The sequence below is a fragment of the uncultured Parolsenella sp. genome (assembly GCF_958346945.1).
Classification (GTDB): domain Bacteria; phylum Actinomycetota; class Coriobacteriia; order Coriobacteriales; family Atopobiaceae; genus Parolsenella.
This window is the reverse complement of sequence record NZ_CATVTL010000012.1, coordinates 1-17,691: the sequence shown is the minus strand read 5'-3', so window position 1 is coordinate 17,691 and position 17,691 is coordinate 1. Positions and strand designations below refer to the sequence as shown.

At 64.6% G+C, this 17,691-nt stretch carries 12 protein-coding genes; 1 reads left to right on the top strand and 11 read right to left on the bottom strand.

Annotated features, from left to right (window positions below; all coding sequences use genetic code 11):
• Positions 1–5 precede the first annotated feature (5 nt).
• The 6 genes from smpB to Q3866_RS06690 form a co-directional block, all read right to left on the bottom strand.
• Positions 6–476 (bottom strand): SsrA-binding protein SmpB, encoded by a 471-nt coding sequence (smpB, locus tag Q3866_RS06715; RefSeq protein WP_301830614.1) that lies wholly within the window; start codon positions 474–476, stop codon positions 6–8.
• A complete protein-coding gene (locus tag Q3866_RS06710; RefSeq protein WP_301830578.1) occupies positions 469–1,326 on the bottom strand; it encodes a tetratricopeptide repeat protein in 858 nt (285 codons plus the stop codon). The genes smpB and Q3866_RS06710 overlap by 8 nt, the downstream gene beginning before the upstream one ends.
• A complete protein-coding gene (locus Q3866_RS06705) occupies positions 1,323–3,326 on the bottom strand; it encodes a ribonuclease R family protein (RefSeq protein WP_301830577.1) in 2,004 nt (667 codons plus the stop codon). Before Q3866_RS06705 ends, Q3866_RS06710 begins: the two co-directional genes overlap by 4 nt.
• Positions 3,327–3,404: 78 nt before the next feature.
• Positions 3,405–4,352 (bottom strand): permease-like cell division protein FtsX, encoded by a 948-nt coding sequence (gene ftsX, locus Q3866_RS06700; protein WP_301830575.1) that lies wholly within the window; start codon positions 4,350–4,352, stop codon positions 3,405–3,407.
• Positions 4,339–5,448, bottom strand: coding sequence for a cell division ATP-binding protein FtsE (ftsE, locus tag Q3866_RS06695; protein ID WP_293673398.1), 1,110 nt, complete (start codon positions 5,446–5,448; stop codon positions 4,339–4,341). The genes ftsX and ftsE overlap by 14 nt, the downstream gene beginning before the upstream one ends.
• A gap of 264 nt (positions 5,449–5,712) precedes the next feature.
• Positions 5,713–6,393, bottom strand: a complete 681-nt coding sequence (locus Q3866_RS06690; protein ID WP_301830572.1) for a transaldolase family protein — start codon at positions 6,391–6,393, stop codon at positions 5,713–5,715.
• A gap of 300 nt (positions 6,394–6,693) precedes the next feature.
• Here Q3866_RS06690 and Q3866_RS06685 point away from each other — a divergent pair, with 300 nt between their 5' ends.
• Positions 6,694–7,710, top strand: a complete 1,017-nt coding sequence (locus tag Q3866_RS06685; protein ID WP_301830570.1) for a LacI family DNA-binding transcriptional regulator — start codon at positions 6,694–6,696, stop codon at positions 7,708–7,710.
• A 281-nt stretch (positions 7,711–7,991) separates the two neighbouring features.
• On the opposite strand, the gene Q3866_RS06680 is transcribed toward Q3866_RS06685, so the two are convergent.
• The 5 genes from Q3866_RS06680 to Q3866_RS06660 form a co-directional block, all read right to left on the bottom strand.
• Positions 7,992–8,951 (bottom strand): transketolase family protein, encoded by a 960-nt coding sequence (locus Q3866_RS06680; RefSeq protein WP_301830567.1) that lies wholly within the window; start codon positions 8,949–8,951, stop codon positions 7,992–7,994.
• A complete protein-coding gene (locus Q3866_RS06675) occupies positions 8,951–9,814 on the bottom strand; it encodes a transketolase (protein ID WP_301830565.1) in 864 nt (287 codons plus the stop codon). The genes Q3866_RS06680 and Q3866_RS06675 overlap by 1 nt, the downstream gene beginning before the upstream one ends.
• Positions 9,815–10,084: 270 nt before the next feature.
• Positions 10,085–11,218: a peptide chain release factor 2 gene (gene prfB, locus Q3866_RS06670; protein WP_293673403.1), complete on the bottom strand. Its 1,134-nt coding sequence runs from the start codon at positions 11,216–11,218 to the stop codon at positions 10,085–10,087.
• Positions 11,218–14,058, bottom strand: coding sequence for a preprotein translocase subunit SecA (gene secA / locus Q3866_RS06665; protein ID WP_293673404.1), 2,841 nt, complete (start codon positions 14,056–14,058; stop codon positions 11,218–11,220). The genes prfB and secA overlap by 1 nt, the downstream gene beginning before the upstream one ends.
• Positions 14,059–14,210: 152 nt before the next feature.
• A complete protein-coding gene (locus Q3866_RS06660; protein WP_301830562.1) occupies positions 14,211–17,030 on the bottom strand; it encodes a hypothetical protein in 2,820 nt (939 codons plus the stop codon).
• Between the last annotated feature and the right edge of the window lie 661 nt (positions 17,031–17,691).

Below are 17,691 nucleotides of genomic sequence, written 5' to 3'. Positions count from 1 at the left end.
ACAATCTAGCGGTTGCGCTCCTTGAGCGCGCGGGCGATCTCGCGGTCGGTGTCGCGCTTGGCCATGTCGGCGCGCTTGTCGTAGAGCTTCTTGCCGCGGCCCAGGCCTATGACGACCTTCACGCGGTTGCGGTCGTCGAACAAAAGCTCGAGCGGCACGAGCGCCATGCCCTTCGTGCGCAGCTTGCCGTCGAGGTAGTCAATCTGCTTGCGGTGCAGCAGCAGCTTGCGCTTTCGGTCGGAGTCGACGTTGAAAATCGTGCCGTGCGAGAAGGGTGGGATGTGTACGCCATGCATCCAGCACTCGCCGTTGCGGATGAGACAAAACGAGTCGGTGATCTGGCACGCACGCTCGCGCAGGCTCCTGACCTCGGTGCCCTTGAGCACGAGGCCCGCCTCGAACGTCTCCTCGATCGCATACTCGTGGCGCGCCGAGCGGTTGCGCGCGATGCTCTTGCGCTCGCGCTTCTTAGGCATCGGCATGGCTGCCCTCCCCTTCCGCGTCGGTGCTGCGGATGAGCTCGAGCAGGGCCTTCACGGCGGGGGTGCCCACCAGGTCGCGGGCCCTCACCGTGAGGTTCGTGGCGAGGCTGCGGTCCTTCGACGCCACGTCGGTGGCGCACATGAGCAGGCACAGGGCCACCTCGGCGTTGGCACCCTCGGGCAGGCCGTTCTCGGCCATGACCTGGGATGTCTGCTCGTCAGTGAGCGCATCGGGATCGCAGGGCGTTCCCTTCACGCGGTCGATGAGGCCATCGAGCACGTTGTCGGACCAGTCGAGCCTGCGGGCGCAGCGCAGGCAGGCCGCGGCGGCGGAGTCGGCGCCAGTGTCCATGAAGTGGCGAGCAAAGTTGCAGAAGGCGCGCACGAGGTGGCGCACGTCGCTCGCACGCTCGAAGACCGAGAAGGTAAGACCCAGGTACTCGTCGATGTCCCCGTTCGTGCGATAGAGCTCGGCGAGGTCGAGGCGGTAGCCGCAGCCCATCGGGTTCCAGCGCACGGCCTGGCGCAGCGCCTCGGTGGCGGCGGCGTAGTCGCCCTCGCTCACCAGCACAAACGCGAGGTCGGCATAGAGACGGTCGAGAGGCTCGCCAACGTCGCGCAGCTCGCGCGGGTCCTTCTCGACGCGGCGGTAGCACAGGCGCTCGAAGACCGTGGGAAAGCTGAACCACTGCACCTCGTCGGTGGTGGGGCAGTTGCGGTCAACGTACTCCTCGGCATCGGCCGCAAGGCGCTCGAGCAGCTCGCAGGCGAGCTCCCCCTGGCCTCCGGCAAACAGGCCCTCGGCAGCATCGAGCTCGTCGGTCATATTGGTGCGTTCGTTCATTGCACGTCCTTTCGGGCGGCGGCCTGCAGGCAGGCACCGCGCGCAAGAGTGAAGTCTATCTGGCCCTTCTCGGGCTTGCAGCCGGCCACGGTAACGGCAACGCGCCGCCCCAGGTGCCAGCGGTGACCCGTGGACTCGCCGGTGAGACACATCGTACCCTCATCGTAGGCGAACCACTCGTCCCCCAGGGCGCGAATGGGCAGCAGCCCCTCGGCGCACGTCTCGTCAAGGCGAACGAAAAGACCAAAGCGCTCGACGCCCACGACCACGCCCGAGAAGCTCTCGCCCACATGCTGCTCCATGAGCTGCGCCATCTTGACGCGCTGGCTCTCGCGGGCGGCGGCGTCGGCGGCGCGCTCTCGCTCGGAGCAGGTGTGGCACAGCTGCGGTATCGCGGCAAGCTCCGCCCTGCGGGCGCGCACGTCAAAGCCGGCATCGGCAGCCATCCCGATGCGCACCTTGAGCGCGCGGTGCACCGTTACGTCGGGATAGCGGCGGATGGGCGAGGTGAAGTGGCAGTATGCCGAAGCCCCCAGCGCATAGTGCCCGTCGTTTCTGGGCAGGTAGACGGCGCGCTTCTGGGCGCGCAGCAAAAGCGAGTTGGCCGGAACCTCGGCGCTCGTGCCGCTTGCCCGTTCAAGCACGTCCTGCAAGGCAAACGGGTCGGCCGCGCGCAGGCGCTCGTACTCGCCCGGCTCCAGCAGGTCGAGCTCACGCAGGGCAGGCAGCGCCTGGCCCATGGAGTCGGGGGCGGGCCGCTCGTGCACGCGGAAGGCGCAGGGCACCTCCTCGGCATGCGGCGCGAGCATCTGGGCCACCACCTCGTTGGCAACGAGCATGGCCTCCTCGACGAGCGACGTGGCACGGGTGCGCTCGCGCACGCTCACCCCCGTGGGCACGCCCTCGCCGTCGAGTTCCACCTTGGCCTCGACGGTCTCGAAGTCCACCGCCCCGCGCTCGCGGCGCACGCGGCGTCGCAGACGGGCCACCTCGTCGAGCATGCGCAGCAGCTCCTCAAGGTCTTGGGCGCTCGCCTCGGGCTCGTGCGGCAATTCGGCGGCCGGGAACGCGCCCTCGAGCACGGCATCGACCTGGTCATAGCTCAGGCGCGCCTTGGAGCGGATCGTCGAGCACCACGCGGCGTGGCCCACGACCTCGCCGCCCTCGTCGATGTCGGCAAACACGCTCATGGCCAGGCGGTCCCTGCCCGCAACGAGCGAGCACAGATCGTCGCACAGGCGCTCGGGAAGCATGGGTAGCACGCGGTCGACGAGGTAGGCCGAGCACGTGCGCACCCGGGCGTCGAGGTCGATGGGCGAGCCCGGCCTCACGTAGTGCGAGACGTCCGCGATGTGCACGCCCAGGCGCCAGCCGCCGCCCTCGCGCCTCTCGCACGAGACCGCATCGTCAAAGTCGCGCGCCGTAGCGGGGTCAATCGTGACGCAAAGCAGCTCGCGCAGATCATGGCGCTTGGGCTCGGCCGCGATCGTCTCGGCCACGTCGTCATGGATCTGCTCGGCCTGCTCGAGCGCCGCCTGGCCAAAGTGGGTTGCCAGGCCATTACTCGCGATGACGCGCTCGATGGGCAGGTCGAGCCCCTCGGGGCGGCCAATTCTGCGCTCGAGCGTTACCACGCCGGCCTCGCGACGGGCCGGGTAGGTGAGGATGCGCGCCTCGACGATGTCGCCCTCGCTCACATGCAGCCGCTCGGGCGCCTTGTCGTCGGGAAGCACAAAGAAGTCGCGGCGGATGCGCTCGTCGAGCGCCACGACCGCACCCAGCGGCCCCGCCCACTCGAACGTGCCCACGAAGCGCTCGCAGGCACGGCGCAGGACGCCCTGGACCACGGCCTGGGGCTCGCCGGGGCCACGGCGCACGAGGGTCACGGTCGCCTCGTCGCCGTCCATGCCCTCGCGCAGGCCGCCGCGGGCCACCAAAAACGTACCCTCGGCCGTCTCGACCGTGGCAGACCCCGGGCGCGCCACGTGCAGTGTGCCCACATACGCCGCATGCCGGCCCCGCGTGGGACCGGCATGACGATAGCTCGATGTCTTGTGACGCCTTCGACCCATCTGCACCTAGACCTTGAGGTAGCGCCTCATGGCGATGGCGGAGCCAAACAGGCCGATGACCAGGCCCATGGCGATGAGCAGGCCGTAGGTCGACAGCGTGGCGCGGGTGCTCACGACGAAGCTGAGGAACGAGATGCGCTCGGCGAGCATCGGCAGGCCAAAGCGGCGGATGACCTCGAGCGCGCCAATGGAGAGCACCGAGCCGATGACGGCCTGGAGCACGCCCTCCATGATGAACGGCCCGCGGATGAAGCCGTTCGACGCACCCACCAGGCGCTGGATCGCAATCTCGCGGCGGCGGGCAGAGATCGACAGGCGAATCGTGTTGTTGATGAACACGAAGGCCACGAAGATCAGCAGCACGACGAGCACGAGCATGATCACGCGAATCCAGTTGGTGACGGTAAACAGGCGCTCGACGGTACCCTGGCCGTACTGGACCTGGTCTGCCGGGTCCGACGTGGTGCCGTCGTCGCTCGTGGCGACGTCCGCGACCTTGGCGAAATCATCGTCGGAGCCAAGGCGCTTGGCCACGCCCTCGACGTCCTGCGGGTCGTGGAGCTTGATGACGAGCGAGGCGGGAATCGGGTTGCGGTCGTCGAGGGCGGCGACGGCGTCGGCGGCGTTGCGCTTCGTCATCGTGTCGCGGTACTCGGTAAGCGCCTCGTCCTTGCTCTTGTACGAGACGCTCTCGACCTCGCCCCAGCCCGAGATCTTGGACTGCAGCGCGTCGACGTCGTCCTGCGAGGCGTTGTCGGAGAGGAACGCCTGAATCGTGACCTGGTCCTCCACGGTGCCAACCATGCCGTTGAGCAGCACGGAGCCCATGGCGAACAGGCCAATGATGAACAGCGAGAGGAAGATCGTGATGACGGCGCCAAAGGTCGTGGAGCCGTTGCGCACAAAGTGGTGACCTGCCTCGCGCAGGGAATAGCCAAGGTTAGAAGGAGCCATAGAAGCCGTAGCCTCCCCTCTCCTGATCGCGGACGACATGACCGGCCTCGAGGGCGATGACGCGCTTGCGCATGGAGTCGACCATCTCGCGGTCGTGCGTGGCCATCAGGATGGTCGTGCCCGTGCGGTTGATTCGCTCGAGGAGTTTCATGATGCCCAGCGAGATGGCCGGGTCGAGGTTGCCGGTGGGCTCGTCGCAGACAAGCAGCGGCGGGCGGTTCACCATGGCGCGGGCAACGGAGACGCGCTGCTGCTCGCCGCCGGAGAGCTGGTCGGGGTAGACGTCCATCTTCTCGCCAAGGCCCACGAGGCGAAGCACCTCGGGAACCTGGGCGCGCACGACGGAGCGCGGCTTGCCGATGCACTCGAGGGCAAAGGCCACGTTGTCGAAGATCGTCTTGTCCGGGAGCAGCTTGAAGTCCTGGAACACGCAGCCAATCTGGCGGCGCAGGTAGGGCACCTTCCAGTTGCGCATGTTGGTGAGGTCCTGGCCCGAGACCATCACACGGCCGTGCGTGGGCTTGAGCTCGCGGGTGATGAGCTTGAGGAAGGTCGACTTGCCCGAGCCGGAGTGGCCCACGAGGAAGACGAACTCACCCGCGTAGACGTCGACGTTTACGCCCTGCAGCGCCGGCTTGTTGGGCTGCGCGGGATAGATCATCGAGACGTCCTGGAACGAGATGACGGGCGTGGAGCCCTCGTTGACCTTGGTCGTGTCAACGTCCGAGGTGATGGGGGCAAACGCCGTCGTGAAGCCCGGCTGGTTTGACGGGTCGAATGAGGCGTCAGCGCGGACGTCTGCGGGCATGGCGGTGAGGCCGGAGTCGTCGGGCTGGGGTGCCGAGACGGGCTGGGCCTGCGTGGGCTGGGAGTTCATAACCGGGATGTTCATGGAGGGGACCCTCGAGGCGACGTTGGCCTCGGGCTGGGGAGCAGGCACCGCCGGTTGAGCCGGCGCCTGGGTCTGAGCAGAGCTCTGCGTCTGGTCGACCTGGTCGGCCGGCGCAGGCTGTGCCTCGTACGGCATGGTGCCCTCGGCCTGCTTGACCGGGGCCATTCCGTCCTGTCCCTCGCTGCTGCGGAAGTGGTTGGCCACTTATTGCTCCTTTTTTCGCGCGATAGGAAGGCAGATACGCGCTCAATCATAGCAAATGCGAGATAGGCACCACATAGGCCACATAGCCCTGATAGCCGCATGCACGCCCTTCTCGGCATGCGGCGCGGCCGCTCGCCACGGTGGCCAGGCGGCGTCGCGGCAGGCAAGGGGAGCGCCAGGACGAGCCATGGCGCCCAGGCACGAGAAGGGCGCCGACCCCATCCGAGGCCGGCGCCCAAAGCCAAATCAGTTGGAGGGGACGCCCTAGGCGTTCACGACCTTATCCCAGTCGGCGGCGAAGGACGCGAGGCCCTTGTCGGTGAGCGGGTGGTGCACGCACTTCTTGAGCGCGGCGAACGGCACGGTGGCGATGTCGGCACCCATGAGGGCGGCCTGCGTCACGTGGTGCGGGGTGCGCACGGAGGCGGTGATGATCTCGGGGCCGCCCTCCTGCTCCCAGTAGCCGTAGCTGTAGTTCTTGACACAGGTCACGACGGTCTCGAGCTGCTCGATGCCATCCTCGCCGCAGTCCTCGAAGCGGCCGACGAACGGCGAGATGTAGCGGGCGCCGGCGCTGGCGGCGAGCAGGGCCTGCGGGGCGGAGAAGATCAGCGTCATGTTGACGCGGATGCCCTCGGTGGCAAGCGTGTGGCACGCCGGCAGGGAGGCCTCGCAGATCGGGAGCTTCACGACGATGTTCGGGGCGATGGCGGCCAGGCGACGGCCCTCGGCGACCATCTCCTCGGTGGTCTCGGCCGTGGACTCGGCGGAGACGGGGATGTCCTTGCAGATCTCGCAGATCTTGGCCATGTGGCCCTCGAAGTCGGCAAGCTTGCCACCCGTCTTGGCATACAGGGACGGGTTCGTCGTCACGCCGGCAAGGATACCCCAGGTCTCGGCCTCGCGAATCTCGTCAAGGTTGGCGGTGTCGATAAAGAACTTCATTCGCTTGCCCTCCAGTCACATGTGTGCGGCGCCACGCCTTTGCGTGGTCTTATTGTTCGCAAGAAAAATGGGCGTTGGAGGTTGGCCCCTCTGGCCCGTCATCTTGCAAATTAAATGTATACCACTCGGTAATCATTTGCGATACCCCATCGGTAAACGGGCTGGTAGATACCCCTGTTTTTTCTTCTTGTTATGCGATTAACCATTCGCATATACTCTTACTTTGATGAAGGTAACCAAAGTCAAGAACAACTTCTGGTTTTCCGCCAACGCAGTTTTCTTCGTCGAGAGGGGTCCCGCATGGCTGGTAGGGTGACGATCGTAGACGTCGCTAAGCTCGCCGCAACCTCCACGGCTTCCGTCTCCTACTTCCTCAACGGCAAGCTCGAGAAGCTCGGCAAGCCCACGCAGGAGCGCATCGCCGCGGCCATCCGCGAGACGGGCTACGTCCCCAACGCGCAGGCCCAGGCGCTGTCGGGAAAGCCCACGCACGTCATCGGCGAGATCATCCTCGACAACACCAACCTATGGGCCGGCCAGATTCAGCTGGGCGTTGAGAGCGTCGCGCGCGAGGCCGGCTACCAGACGGTCGTGTGCGGCACCAACTTCGACCGCGCGACCGAGCAGGCCTGCGTCGAGAAGCTGCTGTCGCTAGGGGTCGATGGCTTCATCATCCAGCCCACCTCGAACTTCAAAGCCATCCACGAGCGCATCAAGCGCGCGGGGCGGCCGGTCGTCTTCTATGACTGCGACACCTTCGACCTCAGCACGAGCTGGATCAAGGCAAACCTGTACGATGGCATCTACTCGGCCATCCAGCGCTGCGTCGAGATGGGATACGACCGCTTCTTGGCCGTAGGCGCCGAGGCCAAGGCGGCCACGGGCCAGTTCCGCACGCGGTTCGAGCGCGCGAGCGCCATGTCGGACGCGCTCTCGGCGCACGGCCTCGACTTCGAGCAGATCAACATCGACCACGAGACGCCCACGGTGGCCGAGCTGCGCGAGCTGCTCAAGTTCCGCATCTCGCCGGCCAACCGCACGCTCATCTTCGTCGAGAACCAGTGGGCCCTCCCCCGCGTCTTCCAGGCGCTCGAGCCCTCGCGCCACCTCATCCCAGACCGCATCGGCATCCTGGGTCTCAACTGCACCGAGTGGACCGACCTCACGGCCCCCACGATCTCGACCGTCGTGGAGCCGGTGCGCCAGGAGGGCCGCATGGCCTGCCAGATGCTCGTCGAGCTGCTCGAGGGCAGCGAGAAGCGTCCGCGCCAGGAAATCCTCGCCTGTCACACGCGCTGGCTCGGCTCCACCAAGTAGTGGAGTTCTGGGGCGCTGGGATTCGCCCGTTTGAGGAGCAAGGATGTGCGCGGCCTGCCCCGCATCGCTACGAGAAGGGTCAGCCGCAGAGGCTCCCGCGACCGCGCAGCCGAGTGAGGAAGCCGGGGACACAGGCTTCTCGAATGCGCCGCTCGTCACTAAGCGGGCCGCAATGCGGCGCTGCATCCAGCTCCCGCCGCCTGCAGCGCCCCTCGCATAGGCAACGAAAAGGGGCTCGTACCAACTGGTACGAGCCCCTTCGCATGCGAGATGCAAGAGCTTTAGGCGAGCAGGCCCTTGACGGTCTCCTCGAGGTCGGAGGCCGTGAGCTTGAACTCCTTCTGCAGCCAGTCGGCGGTGCCAACCTGGCCGAACTGCTCAACGATGCCGTGACGCTTGAAGGGCACAGCAACGGCGTTCTCGGCGAGGACGGACGCAACGGCGTCGCCCAGGCCACCGATGACACCGTGGTTCTCGAAAGTCACGATGGCCTTCTTGCCCTTGGCCTCGGAGAGGATGAGCTCCTCGTCGAGCGGCTTGATGCAGAACATGTCGATGACCTCGGCAGAGATGCCCTGCTTCTCGAGGTTCTCGGCGGCGTCGAGCGCGTCGGAGACGAGGCGGCCGGCGGAGATGATCAGCACGTCGGAGCCTTCGCGAAGGACATTGCCCTTGCCGAGCTCGAACTCGGAGCCCTCGGCGTAGACGTTGCGGATGGCCTTGCGGTCGCCACGGAAGTAGTTGATGCCGGGCAGGCCAGCGCAGGTCTTGACGATCCAGGCCATCTGCACGGCGTCTGCGGCGTCGAAGACGCGGGCGTGCGGGATGGTACGCATGATGGCAACGTCCTCGAAGGAGGTGTGGGTGCCACCGTTGGCAGCGACGGAGAAGCCAGGGTCGGAGCCATACATGTTGATGGTGTTGTGAGCGTAGGCGCCAGAGAGGAAGACCTGGTCGAACGCACGACGCGCGATGAACGGCGCGAAGGTGTGGACGAACGGGATGTAGCCCTCGGACGACATGCCGGCAGCAACGCCCATCATGTTGGCCTCGGAGATGCCGCACTCGATGAAGTTGTCAGGGTTGGAAGCCTTGATCTTCAGGGAGTTGGAGGCGCCACCCAGGTCGGCCTCGAGCATGACGATCTTGTCATTCTCGGCAATGAGGCTCTGGAGGGTCTCCATGACGACGTTGCGCAGGTCAGCGCCGGTGGCGCTGCGATCTTCAGCGAGCTTGAACATTAAGCGAGCGCCTCCTCGAGCTTCTCGACCTGGGCGTTAAGGGCGTCAACAGCATCCTGGGCGGTCTTCTTGAGCTCAGGGGTGTTGAACTTGGGAGCGTGGTTGCTCTCCATCTCCTCGAAGGCCTTGACGCCAGCACCCTTGACGGTGTCGAGGATGATGCAGAGGGCCTCGCCCTTGTGCTGCTTGGCCTCGGTGATAGCGGCGTCGACGGCGACGACGTCCTGGCCATTGACCTTCTGGGTGTAGAAGCCGAAGGACTGCATCTTGGCGACGTAGTCGAACGGGTTCATGATGTCCTTGGTCCAACCGTCAAGCTGACGCTTGTTGTCGTCGATGAAGACGATGAGGTTGTCCATCTTGTAGCTGGCGATGTACTGGAAGGCCTCCCAGCACTGGCCCTCGTTGAGCTCGCCGTCGCCCACGATGAGGTAGGTGAAGGCGTCGGAGCCCTTCTTGGCGAGGGCGGTGGCGATGCCGGCAGCGGTGGAGCAGCCCTGACCGAGGGAGCCGGTCGTCATGTCGACACCCGGGGTCTTGGTGCGGTCGGGGTGGCTCGGCAGGTTGGTGCCGCCGTCATTCAGCGTGAAAAGCATGTCGCGGTCGAAGAAGCCGCGCTCAGCGAGGACAGAGTACCAGGCGGGGCCGGCGTGGCCCTTGGACAGCACGAGACGGTCGCGGTCCTCCCACTTGGGGTTCTTCGGATCGTGCTTGAGCTGCTTGCCGTACAGCACGGCCATGACCTCGACGATGGAGAGCGAGCCGCCCAGGTGGCCGTAGCCACGGTGCAGCAGCATCTCGACGACGTCGCGGCGAACCTTCGCGGCGAGTAGCTCGAGCTCCTTCTGCTCCTTCTCTTCCATGAGACTCCTTTGGTCTGATGGTTCCGACAGACAAAACGTTGCTTTTCCAGAGGAACGTCGGCTTCGAGTGTATCCCATGACTGGTAGGTCGAACGAACTTTTTTCGAAATATCGAGAACAAACCCGCAGGTGAAAGGCTTAACCGGCTCCTATTATGCTGCTCGTGTGAATGAGGGGGCGCAGGCGCGTCCCTGCATAGAAAACGGCGGGGCGCCCATGCCAAGCACCCCGCCGTTCTATCAATATGTAAACCTTTGGAAGCCCACCAGGCTATTCCTCGTCCTCGGTCACGACGGGCTCGCGACCGCCAACGGCCCATCGGTGATAGGCCGTCACAAACGGATCGAGGTCGCCGTCGGAGAGCACCGCGTCCACGTTGCCCGTCTCGCACCCCGAGCGCAAGTCCTTGACCATTCGGTAGGGGTAGAGCACGTACGAGCGAATCTGGTTGCCAAAGCCAATCTCGTGCTTGGGGCCGCGCAGCTCGTCGAGCGCCTCGGCGCGCTTCTGGAGCTCGAGCTCGTAGAGCTTCGAGCGCAGAATCTGCATGCACGTGGCCTTGTTCTGAATCTGGCTGCGCTCGTTTTGGCAGGTGACGACGATGCCCGTAGGCAGGTGCGTCACGCGCACGGCCGAGTCGGTCGTGTTGACGCCCTGACCGCCAGGGCCGCTCGCGTGATAGACGTCGACGCGAACGTCACCCGGGTCGATCTCCACCTCGATGTCGTCGGGAAGGACCGGCAGCACCTCAACGCCCGCGAACGTGGTCTGGCGACGCCTCTTGGCATCGGTGGGAGAGATTCGCACGAGGCGGTGCACGCCTTGCTCCGCGCGAAGCATGCCGTAGGCGTTCTTACCCGATACGGTGATCGTGGCGCGGTCGATGCCGATTACCTCTGCGGCGGGCGCGTCGTTGACCGTCACCTTCCAGCCGCGGCGGTCGCAGTAGCGCAGGTACATGTGCAGCAGCATCCCACACCAGTCCTGCGCCTCGAGGCCACCCTGACCCGGCGTGATGTTGACGATGGCGTCGCCCTGGTCAAACTCGCCAGTGAACCAGCTCGTCAGCTCGAGCTCCGAGAGGTCGCGCTCAAGGGCATCGGCGCACTGCTCGGCCTCGGCGGCAAGGCCCTCGTCACCCGTCTCCTCGGCAAGCTCGTAGGCGGTCTGCGCATCGTCGAGGCGAGCATGGGCAGCCTCGATGCTCGCAACGTCATCCTTTGCCTTGGAGAGGTGTGCCATGGTCTGGCGCGCCGCGTTGGGATCGTCCCAAAAGCCTGGTTCGGCGCTCCTCGCCTCGAGGTCGAGCACGGTGGCTCGACTCTCGTCGACGTGAAGGTAACCCTCGACTTCCTCGAGCCTCGCCACGAGAGCGGCGAGGCGCTCACTCGTTAGCTCGGCCACTATCGGTTTCTCCCGTGGCAGTTCTTGAACTTCTTACCGCTGCCACAGGGGCAGGGGTCGTTGCGACCAACGCCGACGTAAGGGTCGGGGTCATCGGCCTTGCGATACGTGTGCGGCTTGGCGGCGCTCGCCTTGGGCGAGGGCGCGCTGGCATCACGGCGCTCGGCACGCTCGACAGCGGTCGCGGGGGCAGCTTGGTTGGCACGGGCGCGCGACAGCACGGAGGAGCGGGCCGCATCGGCACCGTCGACCTCGGTGGGGCCGGAGTATCTGGCTCCCTCAAGGGCAGACGGGGCAGGCGTGGCGGCGGCGACCGGCGCGGTGTTGCGACGGATGTGGAGCATCGTGCGCAGGAAGTCCTCGTACATGGTGTCGACGAGCTGACCAAAGGCGGCGTAGGCCTCCTGCTTGTACTCAACCAGCGGGTCGCGCTGACCAAAGCCGCGCAGGCCAATGCCCGTCTTGAGGTAGTCCATCTCCTGAAGGTAGGCCATCCAACGGGTGTCGATGACGCGCAGCATCACCTGGGTCGCGAGGCGGTGGGTGATGTCCTCGCCGAGGTCCTCGGTGCGCTTGGTGTACAGGTCGCCAACGTAGGCGTCAACGGCCTCCACAACATCGGCGGTCGTGCCCTCCTTGGAGAGCTCGGGCATGCCATCCGCGCCGGTAAGCTCGTGGAGCCAAGAGCGCAGGCCCTCGAGGTCCCAGTCCTCGCTCGCGGTGCCCTCGGGACAGAACTCGCGCGCCTCGCGCTCGACCGTGGCGCTCGTGACCTCAGAGATGTGCTCGGTCAGGTCCTTGCCATCGAGAATCTTGTTGCGCTCCTCGTAGATGACCTGGCGCTGCTGGTTCATGACGTCATCGTAATCGAGGACGCTCTTGCGCATCGCGTAGTTGATCTCCTCGACCTTGCGCTGCGCGCCCTCGATGGCCTTGCTGACCATCTTGGCCTTGAGCGGCATGTCGGGCGGCATGTCGTACTTGGCCATCATCGCGCCGATGCGGTCCATGCGGTCGGCGCCGAAGAGGCGCATGAGGTCGTCCTCGAGCGAGAGGTAGAACTGGGTCTCACCCGGGTCTCCCTGGCGGCCGGCGCGGCCACGCAGCTGGTTGTCGATTCGCCTGCTCTCGTGACGCTCGGTACCAATGACGGCAAGGCCGCCAGCGGCAAGGACGTGCTCGCGCTCGGCGTCACAAATCTGGCGGGCGCGGGCGCGGGCATCGGCGACCTGCTCGGGCGTGGCGACGTCTGCCGGGGTGCCGGCCTCGGCAAGCATCTCGTCGGCGAGCTCGTCGGGGTTACCGCCCAGCAGGATGTCGGTACCACGGCCAGCCATGTTCGTGGCGATCGTAACGGCGCCCTCGCGACCGGCTTGGGCAACGATCTGGGCCTCGCGCTCGTGGAACTTGGCATTGAGCACCTCGTGCTTGATGCCTCGCTGATCGAGGAGCTTCGAGAGGCGCTCGGAGCTCTCGATGGAGACGGTGCCCACAAGGACGGGTTGACCGTTCTCGTGACGACGCTCGACGTCATCTGCGACCGCCTTGAACTTGTACTCGACGTTGCGATAGATCATGTCGTCATGGTCTATGCGCTTGACGGGCTTGTTGGGCGGAATCTCGGTGACCGGGAGCTTGTAGATCTCGCGGAACTCGGCGTCCTCGGTCATGGCGGTGCCCGTCATGCCCGAAAGCTTGTCGTAGAGGCGGAAGTAGTTCTGCAGGGTGATGGTGGCCAGCGTCTGGTTCTCCTCGCGAACCAGAACGCCTTCCTTGGCCTCGACGGCCTGGTGCAGGCCCTCGGACCAGCGCCTGCCCTCCATGATGCGGCCGGTGAACTCATCGACGATCTTGACCTCGCCGTTCATGACGACGTAGTCCTTGTCGCGATGGAACATGTACTGGGCCTTGAGCGCCTGCTGGAGGTGGTTGGCAAGCTGGCCGGAGAGGTCGGCGTAGATGTCGGCGCCAAGGCGCTGCTCGATCTTGCGCAGGCCCTGCTCGGTCGCGGCAATCGTGTGCTTGGCCTCATCCATGATGTAGTCACCATCGGGCTCGGGAACGGGGCCGCCCAGCGGATCGCGCTCAGGCTCCTCACCGCGCTCGAGGCCGCGAACGGCACGGGCAAAGTCCTTGTACGTGTCGGCGGACTTCGTGCCGGCACCCGAGATGATCAGGGGCGTACGGGCCTCGTCGATGAGGATCGAGTCGACCTCGTCGACGATGGCGAAGCGGTGGCCGCGCTGCACGCGCATGTCGGCCCTCATGACCATGTTGTCACGCAGGTAGTCAAAGCCAAACTCGGAGTTCGTACCATAGGTGATGTCTGCCTCGTAGGCAGGGCGCTTGTCCGCAAGGGGCATGCCGTTCTGGAGCAGACCAACCTTGAGGCCCAGGAAGTTATAGAGCTTGCCCATCCACTCGGAGTCACGACGCGCAAGGTAGTCGTTGACCGTGACGATGTGAACGCCCTCGCCGGCAATGCCGTTGAGGTAGCCCGCGAGGGTGGAGACGAGCGTCTTGCCCTCGCCGGTCTTCATCTCGGCGATGGTGCCACGATGCAGGGCGATGCCGCCCACCACCTGAACGTCAAAGTGACGCATGCCAAGCACGCGGTCCGACGCCTCGCGTGCGCAGGCAAAGGCCTCGGGCAGCAGGTCGTCAAGAGATTCACCGTTAGCGTGGCGCTCGCGGAACAGCGCGGTCTGTCCGGCAAGCTCAGCATCGTCCATCTTGGCAAAAGTGTCGCCAAGGGACGAGACCTTGTCGGCAATGGAGTTGTACTCCTTCAGCTCCTTGTCGGAGCCAAGGGAGAGAATCTTCGAGAAGAGACCAGCCATGGCAATCCTGCTTACTCTCGAGGTGAGTAACTCGTGCGGGCCGAGGACCGCACGTCTAATCTAGCTTTTTTACTTTATCTGTTCATAGCATACGTGCATGCGGCTGAAAGCGCCCAAACAGGGAACTGCCACATATGCCATTCGGGCTACGGCTAGGCGACGGCCTTGGCAACCTGCGTAAACCAGGCGGCCTGGCGTGCGTCACGCAGGCGCGAGGCGGCCTCGGCACCCGCCAGCATCGCGTCACGATACCTTTGGGCCAGCTCGTCATGCCGACGCCTGAAGCAGCCCAGGGCGTCTGTGGCAGGCACGAACGAGCCGCCCGAGTACAGCCCCTCGAGCGCCACGCAAAGCGACACGACCTCGTCGTCGCTCGCATCCCTCGAAGATATTCTTCTCACCATGCTCTCGAACTCATCAACGTCGCAGCTCACAAGGGCTGGGTCAAGCCTGATCTGGCCCATCTCTCCCAGTACATATTGGTTCGAGACGGGTGTTTGCCCAATGGAGGACCTCAGCGAGCTCAGCACCGTATAGAGATACTCTCGTCCACGCGCCAGGTCGACGTCGGGCCAAAGCGCCGCAATTATCTCGTGACGTTGCATGAGGTGCCCAGGGGTAAGGGCCAGCATTGCCAGCAGAGCCTTCGCCTGCCTCCTGCGCCAGCTCGCTTCGGGAATGCACTCGTCGCCCAAGCTCACCGTGATTCCCCCGAATATGCTAATCCGCAAGATGGGCGTGGCGGCAGCATCGGCCTTCGCCTTTGTCCTAGTCTGCCTTCCCAGAGCAGGACGGGAGCTCGCGACATCCTTGCCTCTCCAAGTCAGCGGAAGCATCGAGCGCAGTGCCTTGCCGCTCGGGCCAGACCGCGTGGCAAGCCCCGCCATCGCCGCCACACCCATACGCGGCGTTGCGGCCCTCATCTCCCTTGCGGCGCAGCCAACAGCCTCTTCGCTGCCCTCGGCCGCGGCCGCGTAAGCCCTCAAGAGCGCACGAACGTCGGGAGAACAGCCTTCAACGGCCTCCTCCAACTCAAGGTTTTCCCTGTCGAGGCTTTCTCCAAGCCCCTGAATAGACACCCAGCGGGCCAGCTGGGCAAGGCCCCTCACATCGCGCTCCTCTAGACGCTCGCAGCAATCGAGCGCCCCGGCCGCCCGGACATATGCCCTCCTTGCCTGCCCGCCAAGCGAGTCAGAGAACGAGAGCATCACGCAAGCCCAGGCAAGAAGCCTGCTCAAATCGGCCGCCCGCCAGCGCACCATAGCTCTTGGCAGCGCTTCCAGGTCACGCTGCTCTCCACTCACGATGCCAGCCAGCTCCATCAGCGCCACGGCGTCTCCCCGAAGGGCAGGAGCAGTCGATGCCTCAAGCGTCCGCAGGGCCTTCTTGAGTAACTCAGTCTCACCCAGGCTTATGGGGTCACCGATAACCCTACGGAGGGCCTCAAAATCAAATTGGAGCACCGCCGAGAAGAGCGACGGATCTCCCTCGTCCTGGCCCCTCAGCTCTCGCGCGAGCATTAACTCGCGAAACGCCTCGAGCGATGACCCCTCGAACCAAAGCGCGAGGGCCCGATAGTGCTGGTACAGCTTCTGCGTGAGAATCCCTTTGCATCCCATCACGCGAGGTCGAAGTGCGCCCAGCTCGGTCGCGACTTCCTCGAGCGAGCGGTTCTTCTTAAGCCCGCAGATGGCCTCGAGAAGCTCGATCTGTAGGGAAACCCGGTTCACGCGAGAAGAGGCGTGCCCGGCCAGCATTGTCTCCCCCTCGTTGGCGGATAGCGTTACGCCCAATAGCCGCAGCATCCTTCTTACGTGGGACAGCTCCGCCCCATCAACGTGAAGCGCGGCATGTGTCACCAATGGAAGATGCCCAGCGTCGATGAACTCCAGAGGGTAGTTGGAGACGCATGACACCGCGCTCCTTTCGAGCGGGTTGGCCCAAAGGAGCGCTCCCGCTCGGGCAAAGTTGCCCTTCGACGCAAGCCTGCGCGCAACACGACAGAGCAGGGAGCCCTCATTATTCAGGCTCTTGTTGCCCTCGCGAACCGCAGGAGTCTGGCCCAGAAGCTCGCGGAGCGCATCGCCATCGATCGGAACGCACTCGAACAGCCCCTTCTCTGGCTCTATTCCAAAAAGAGGACAGCAGCTGCGCGTGTCGAGCAAGAGATCCGAAGAAGCTCTTACGCCAATTGCCTGAAGGTCATCGACGGAGCCAGAACCAAATGCGGCCATGGCGCAGCGCAGAGTCAGCTCTTCATCGATGAGAGTGTTTCTCAGGGCAGACTCGTACAGCTGAGTCACGCGCTCGGTCCAGACAGCGGAGCCCGGCCCCACCGCGCTCCTTGTCGAAGAGGCGCACGTGAGGCTTACAAGTGAAGCAATTCCGTGGGTGCACTCGACAATGTAATCAACTGAAGTGCCGCGCTTCCTGCCGCACCACGTTCTTACCTCGCGTTTCTTAAGGACAAGGTCCCGCGCGCCAAACACCTTGCAGCGAGGAAATTCGTCAATGAGGTACTCATGCTCAGGCATGAGAATGGCTATTACCCTGATGCCAGCAAAGAGGGCACCGGTAATGGCCTTGCCAAACTTTATGGCCGTCTCTTCGCTGTGAATTCCCACGCCATCAATAACAAGAAGAGCAAGGGGATCGCCGAGAGACGCGACATCTTCTTCCACGCATGATGAGACCGCCTGTCGAACGCGCCTGATTGCCACGGCATCAGACTTTACGTTTAGCCTGAGCCATTTTGCGGGAATCCCCTTCTCATCAAACGCCTGGCAGACAAGCTTCGCCAGGCTATGACGTCCGAGCCCAACCTCTGAGCAAATTACGGCAAGGCCGTCATGCTCGAGAGACTCAACAACAGCGCTAACGAGACCAGGGCGCTGAAGAAGCTCCTTCTCGCCTAGATCAACTTTCGCCTTGTGAGAACGCTTAGTCTCGCGGGTACCGTTAGAAGCAGCCATCGCGCCCGCATCCGTCGCGGGATGATTTGGCTTAGAAGTCGAAGACATAAAAGGCCTCCCTTAGAAATGGTTGGCCCTAACGCTAAAGGCAGGGACCCTCAGTAAAGCTGAAAGGTGCCTAAAACACCGCAGACGGCTGACAGGTTTTTGCAAGGTTGTGAGAAGCAGTTAATCTACCTGCGAAAACATGGCAGATTCCAAGTTTAAGAAATTAAAAATGCTCAAATTCGGTCGGTGAACGGTAATGAAGATATCCGAATAGCAGCAACGCTCGAGAACTAATTTGCGGAGCCGAAATCAAATTTAGGGCCAGAGGCGCCGCCGTAGGCTTATCCCGGGACGTAGGCACAGGGACGTCCACGACGCCCGCCCCGCCGCGGGGCGGGCCCAACGGCGGCCGCACCGAGGATGGGGGGCAGCCACAGGGGGCCGCCGACGGGGCGACCCCGGCCCACGGCCCCAAAGGACAAGGCGCCCGAGGGGCGGCGCGGTCCCGGGACGGCACTCGCGACCAAGCCTCAGGTCGACCTCGCCCGGCCCGGGGCCCGGGCACAGAGGGAGGGACGCCGCACAAAGAGGCGGCGCCGGGCGGGGGAAAGGCTGGCTAAAAATAAGTCGCCCGGGGGGCCGGCTCGACCCCCCGGGCGACGTCGACACAGAA

Excerpts from the sequence above, each read along its gene's own strand:
- smpB (WP_301830614.1), bottom strand. The coding sequence starts at position 476 with ATGCCTAAGAAGCGCGAGCGCAAGAGCATCGCGCGCAACCGCTCGGCG.
- ftsX (WP_301830575.1), bottom strand. The coding sequence starts at position 4,352 with ATGGCTCCTTCTAACCTTGGCTATTCCCTGCGCGAGGCAGGTCACCAC.
- Q3866_RS06685 (WP_301830570.1), top strand. The coding sequence starts at position 6,694 with ATGGCTGGTAGGGTGACGATCGTAGACGTCGCTAAGCTCGCCGCAACC.
- Q3866_RS06675 (WP_301830565.1), bottom strand. The coding sequence starts at position 9,814 with ATGGAAGAGAAGGAGCAGAAGGAGCTCGAGCTACTCGCCGCGAAGGTT.
- Q3866_RS06710 (WP_301830578.1), bottom strand. The coding sequence starts at position 1,326 with ATGAACGAACGCACCAATATGACCGACGAGCTCGATGCTGCCGAGGGC.
- Q3866_RS06690 (WP_301830572.1), bottom strand. The coding sequence starts at position 6,393 with ATGAAGTTCTTTATCGACACCGCCAACCTTGACGAGATTCGCGAGGCC.
- secA (WP_293673404.1), bottom strand. The coding sequence starts at position 14,058 with ATGGCTGGTCTCTTCTCGAAGATTCTCTCCCTTGGCTCCGACAAGGAG.
- Q3866_RS06660 (WP_301830562.1), bottom strand. The coding sequence starts at position 17,030 with ATGGCTGCTTCTAACGGTACCCGCGAGACTAAGCGTTCTCACAAGGCG.
- Q3866_RS06680 (WP_301830567.1), bottom strand. The coding sequence starts at position 8,951 with ATGTTCAAGCTCGCTGAAGATCGCAGCGCCACCGGCGCTGACCTGCGC.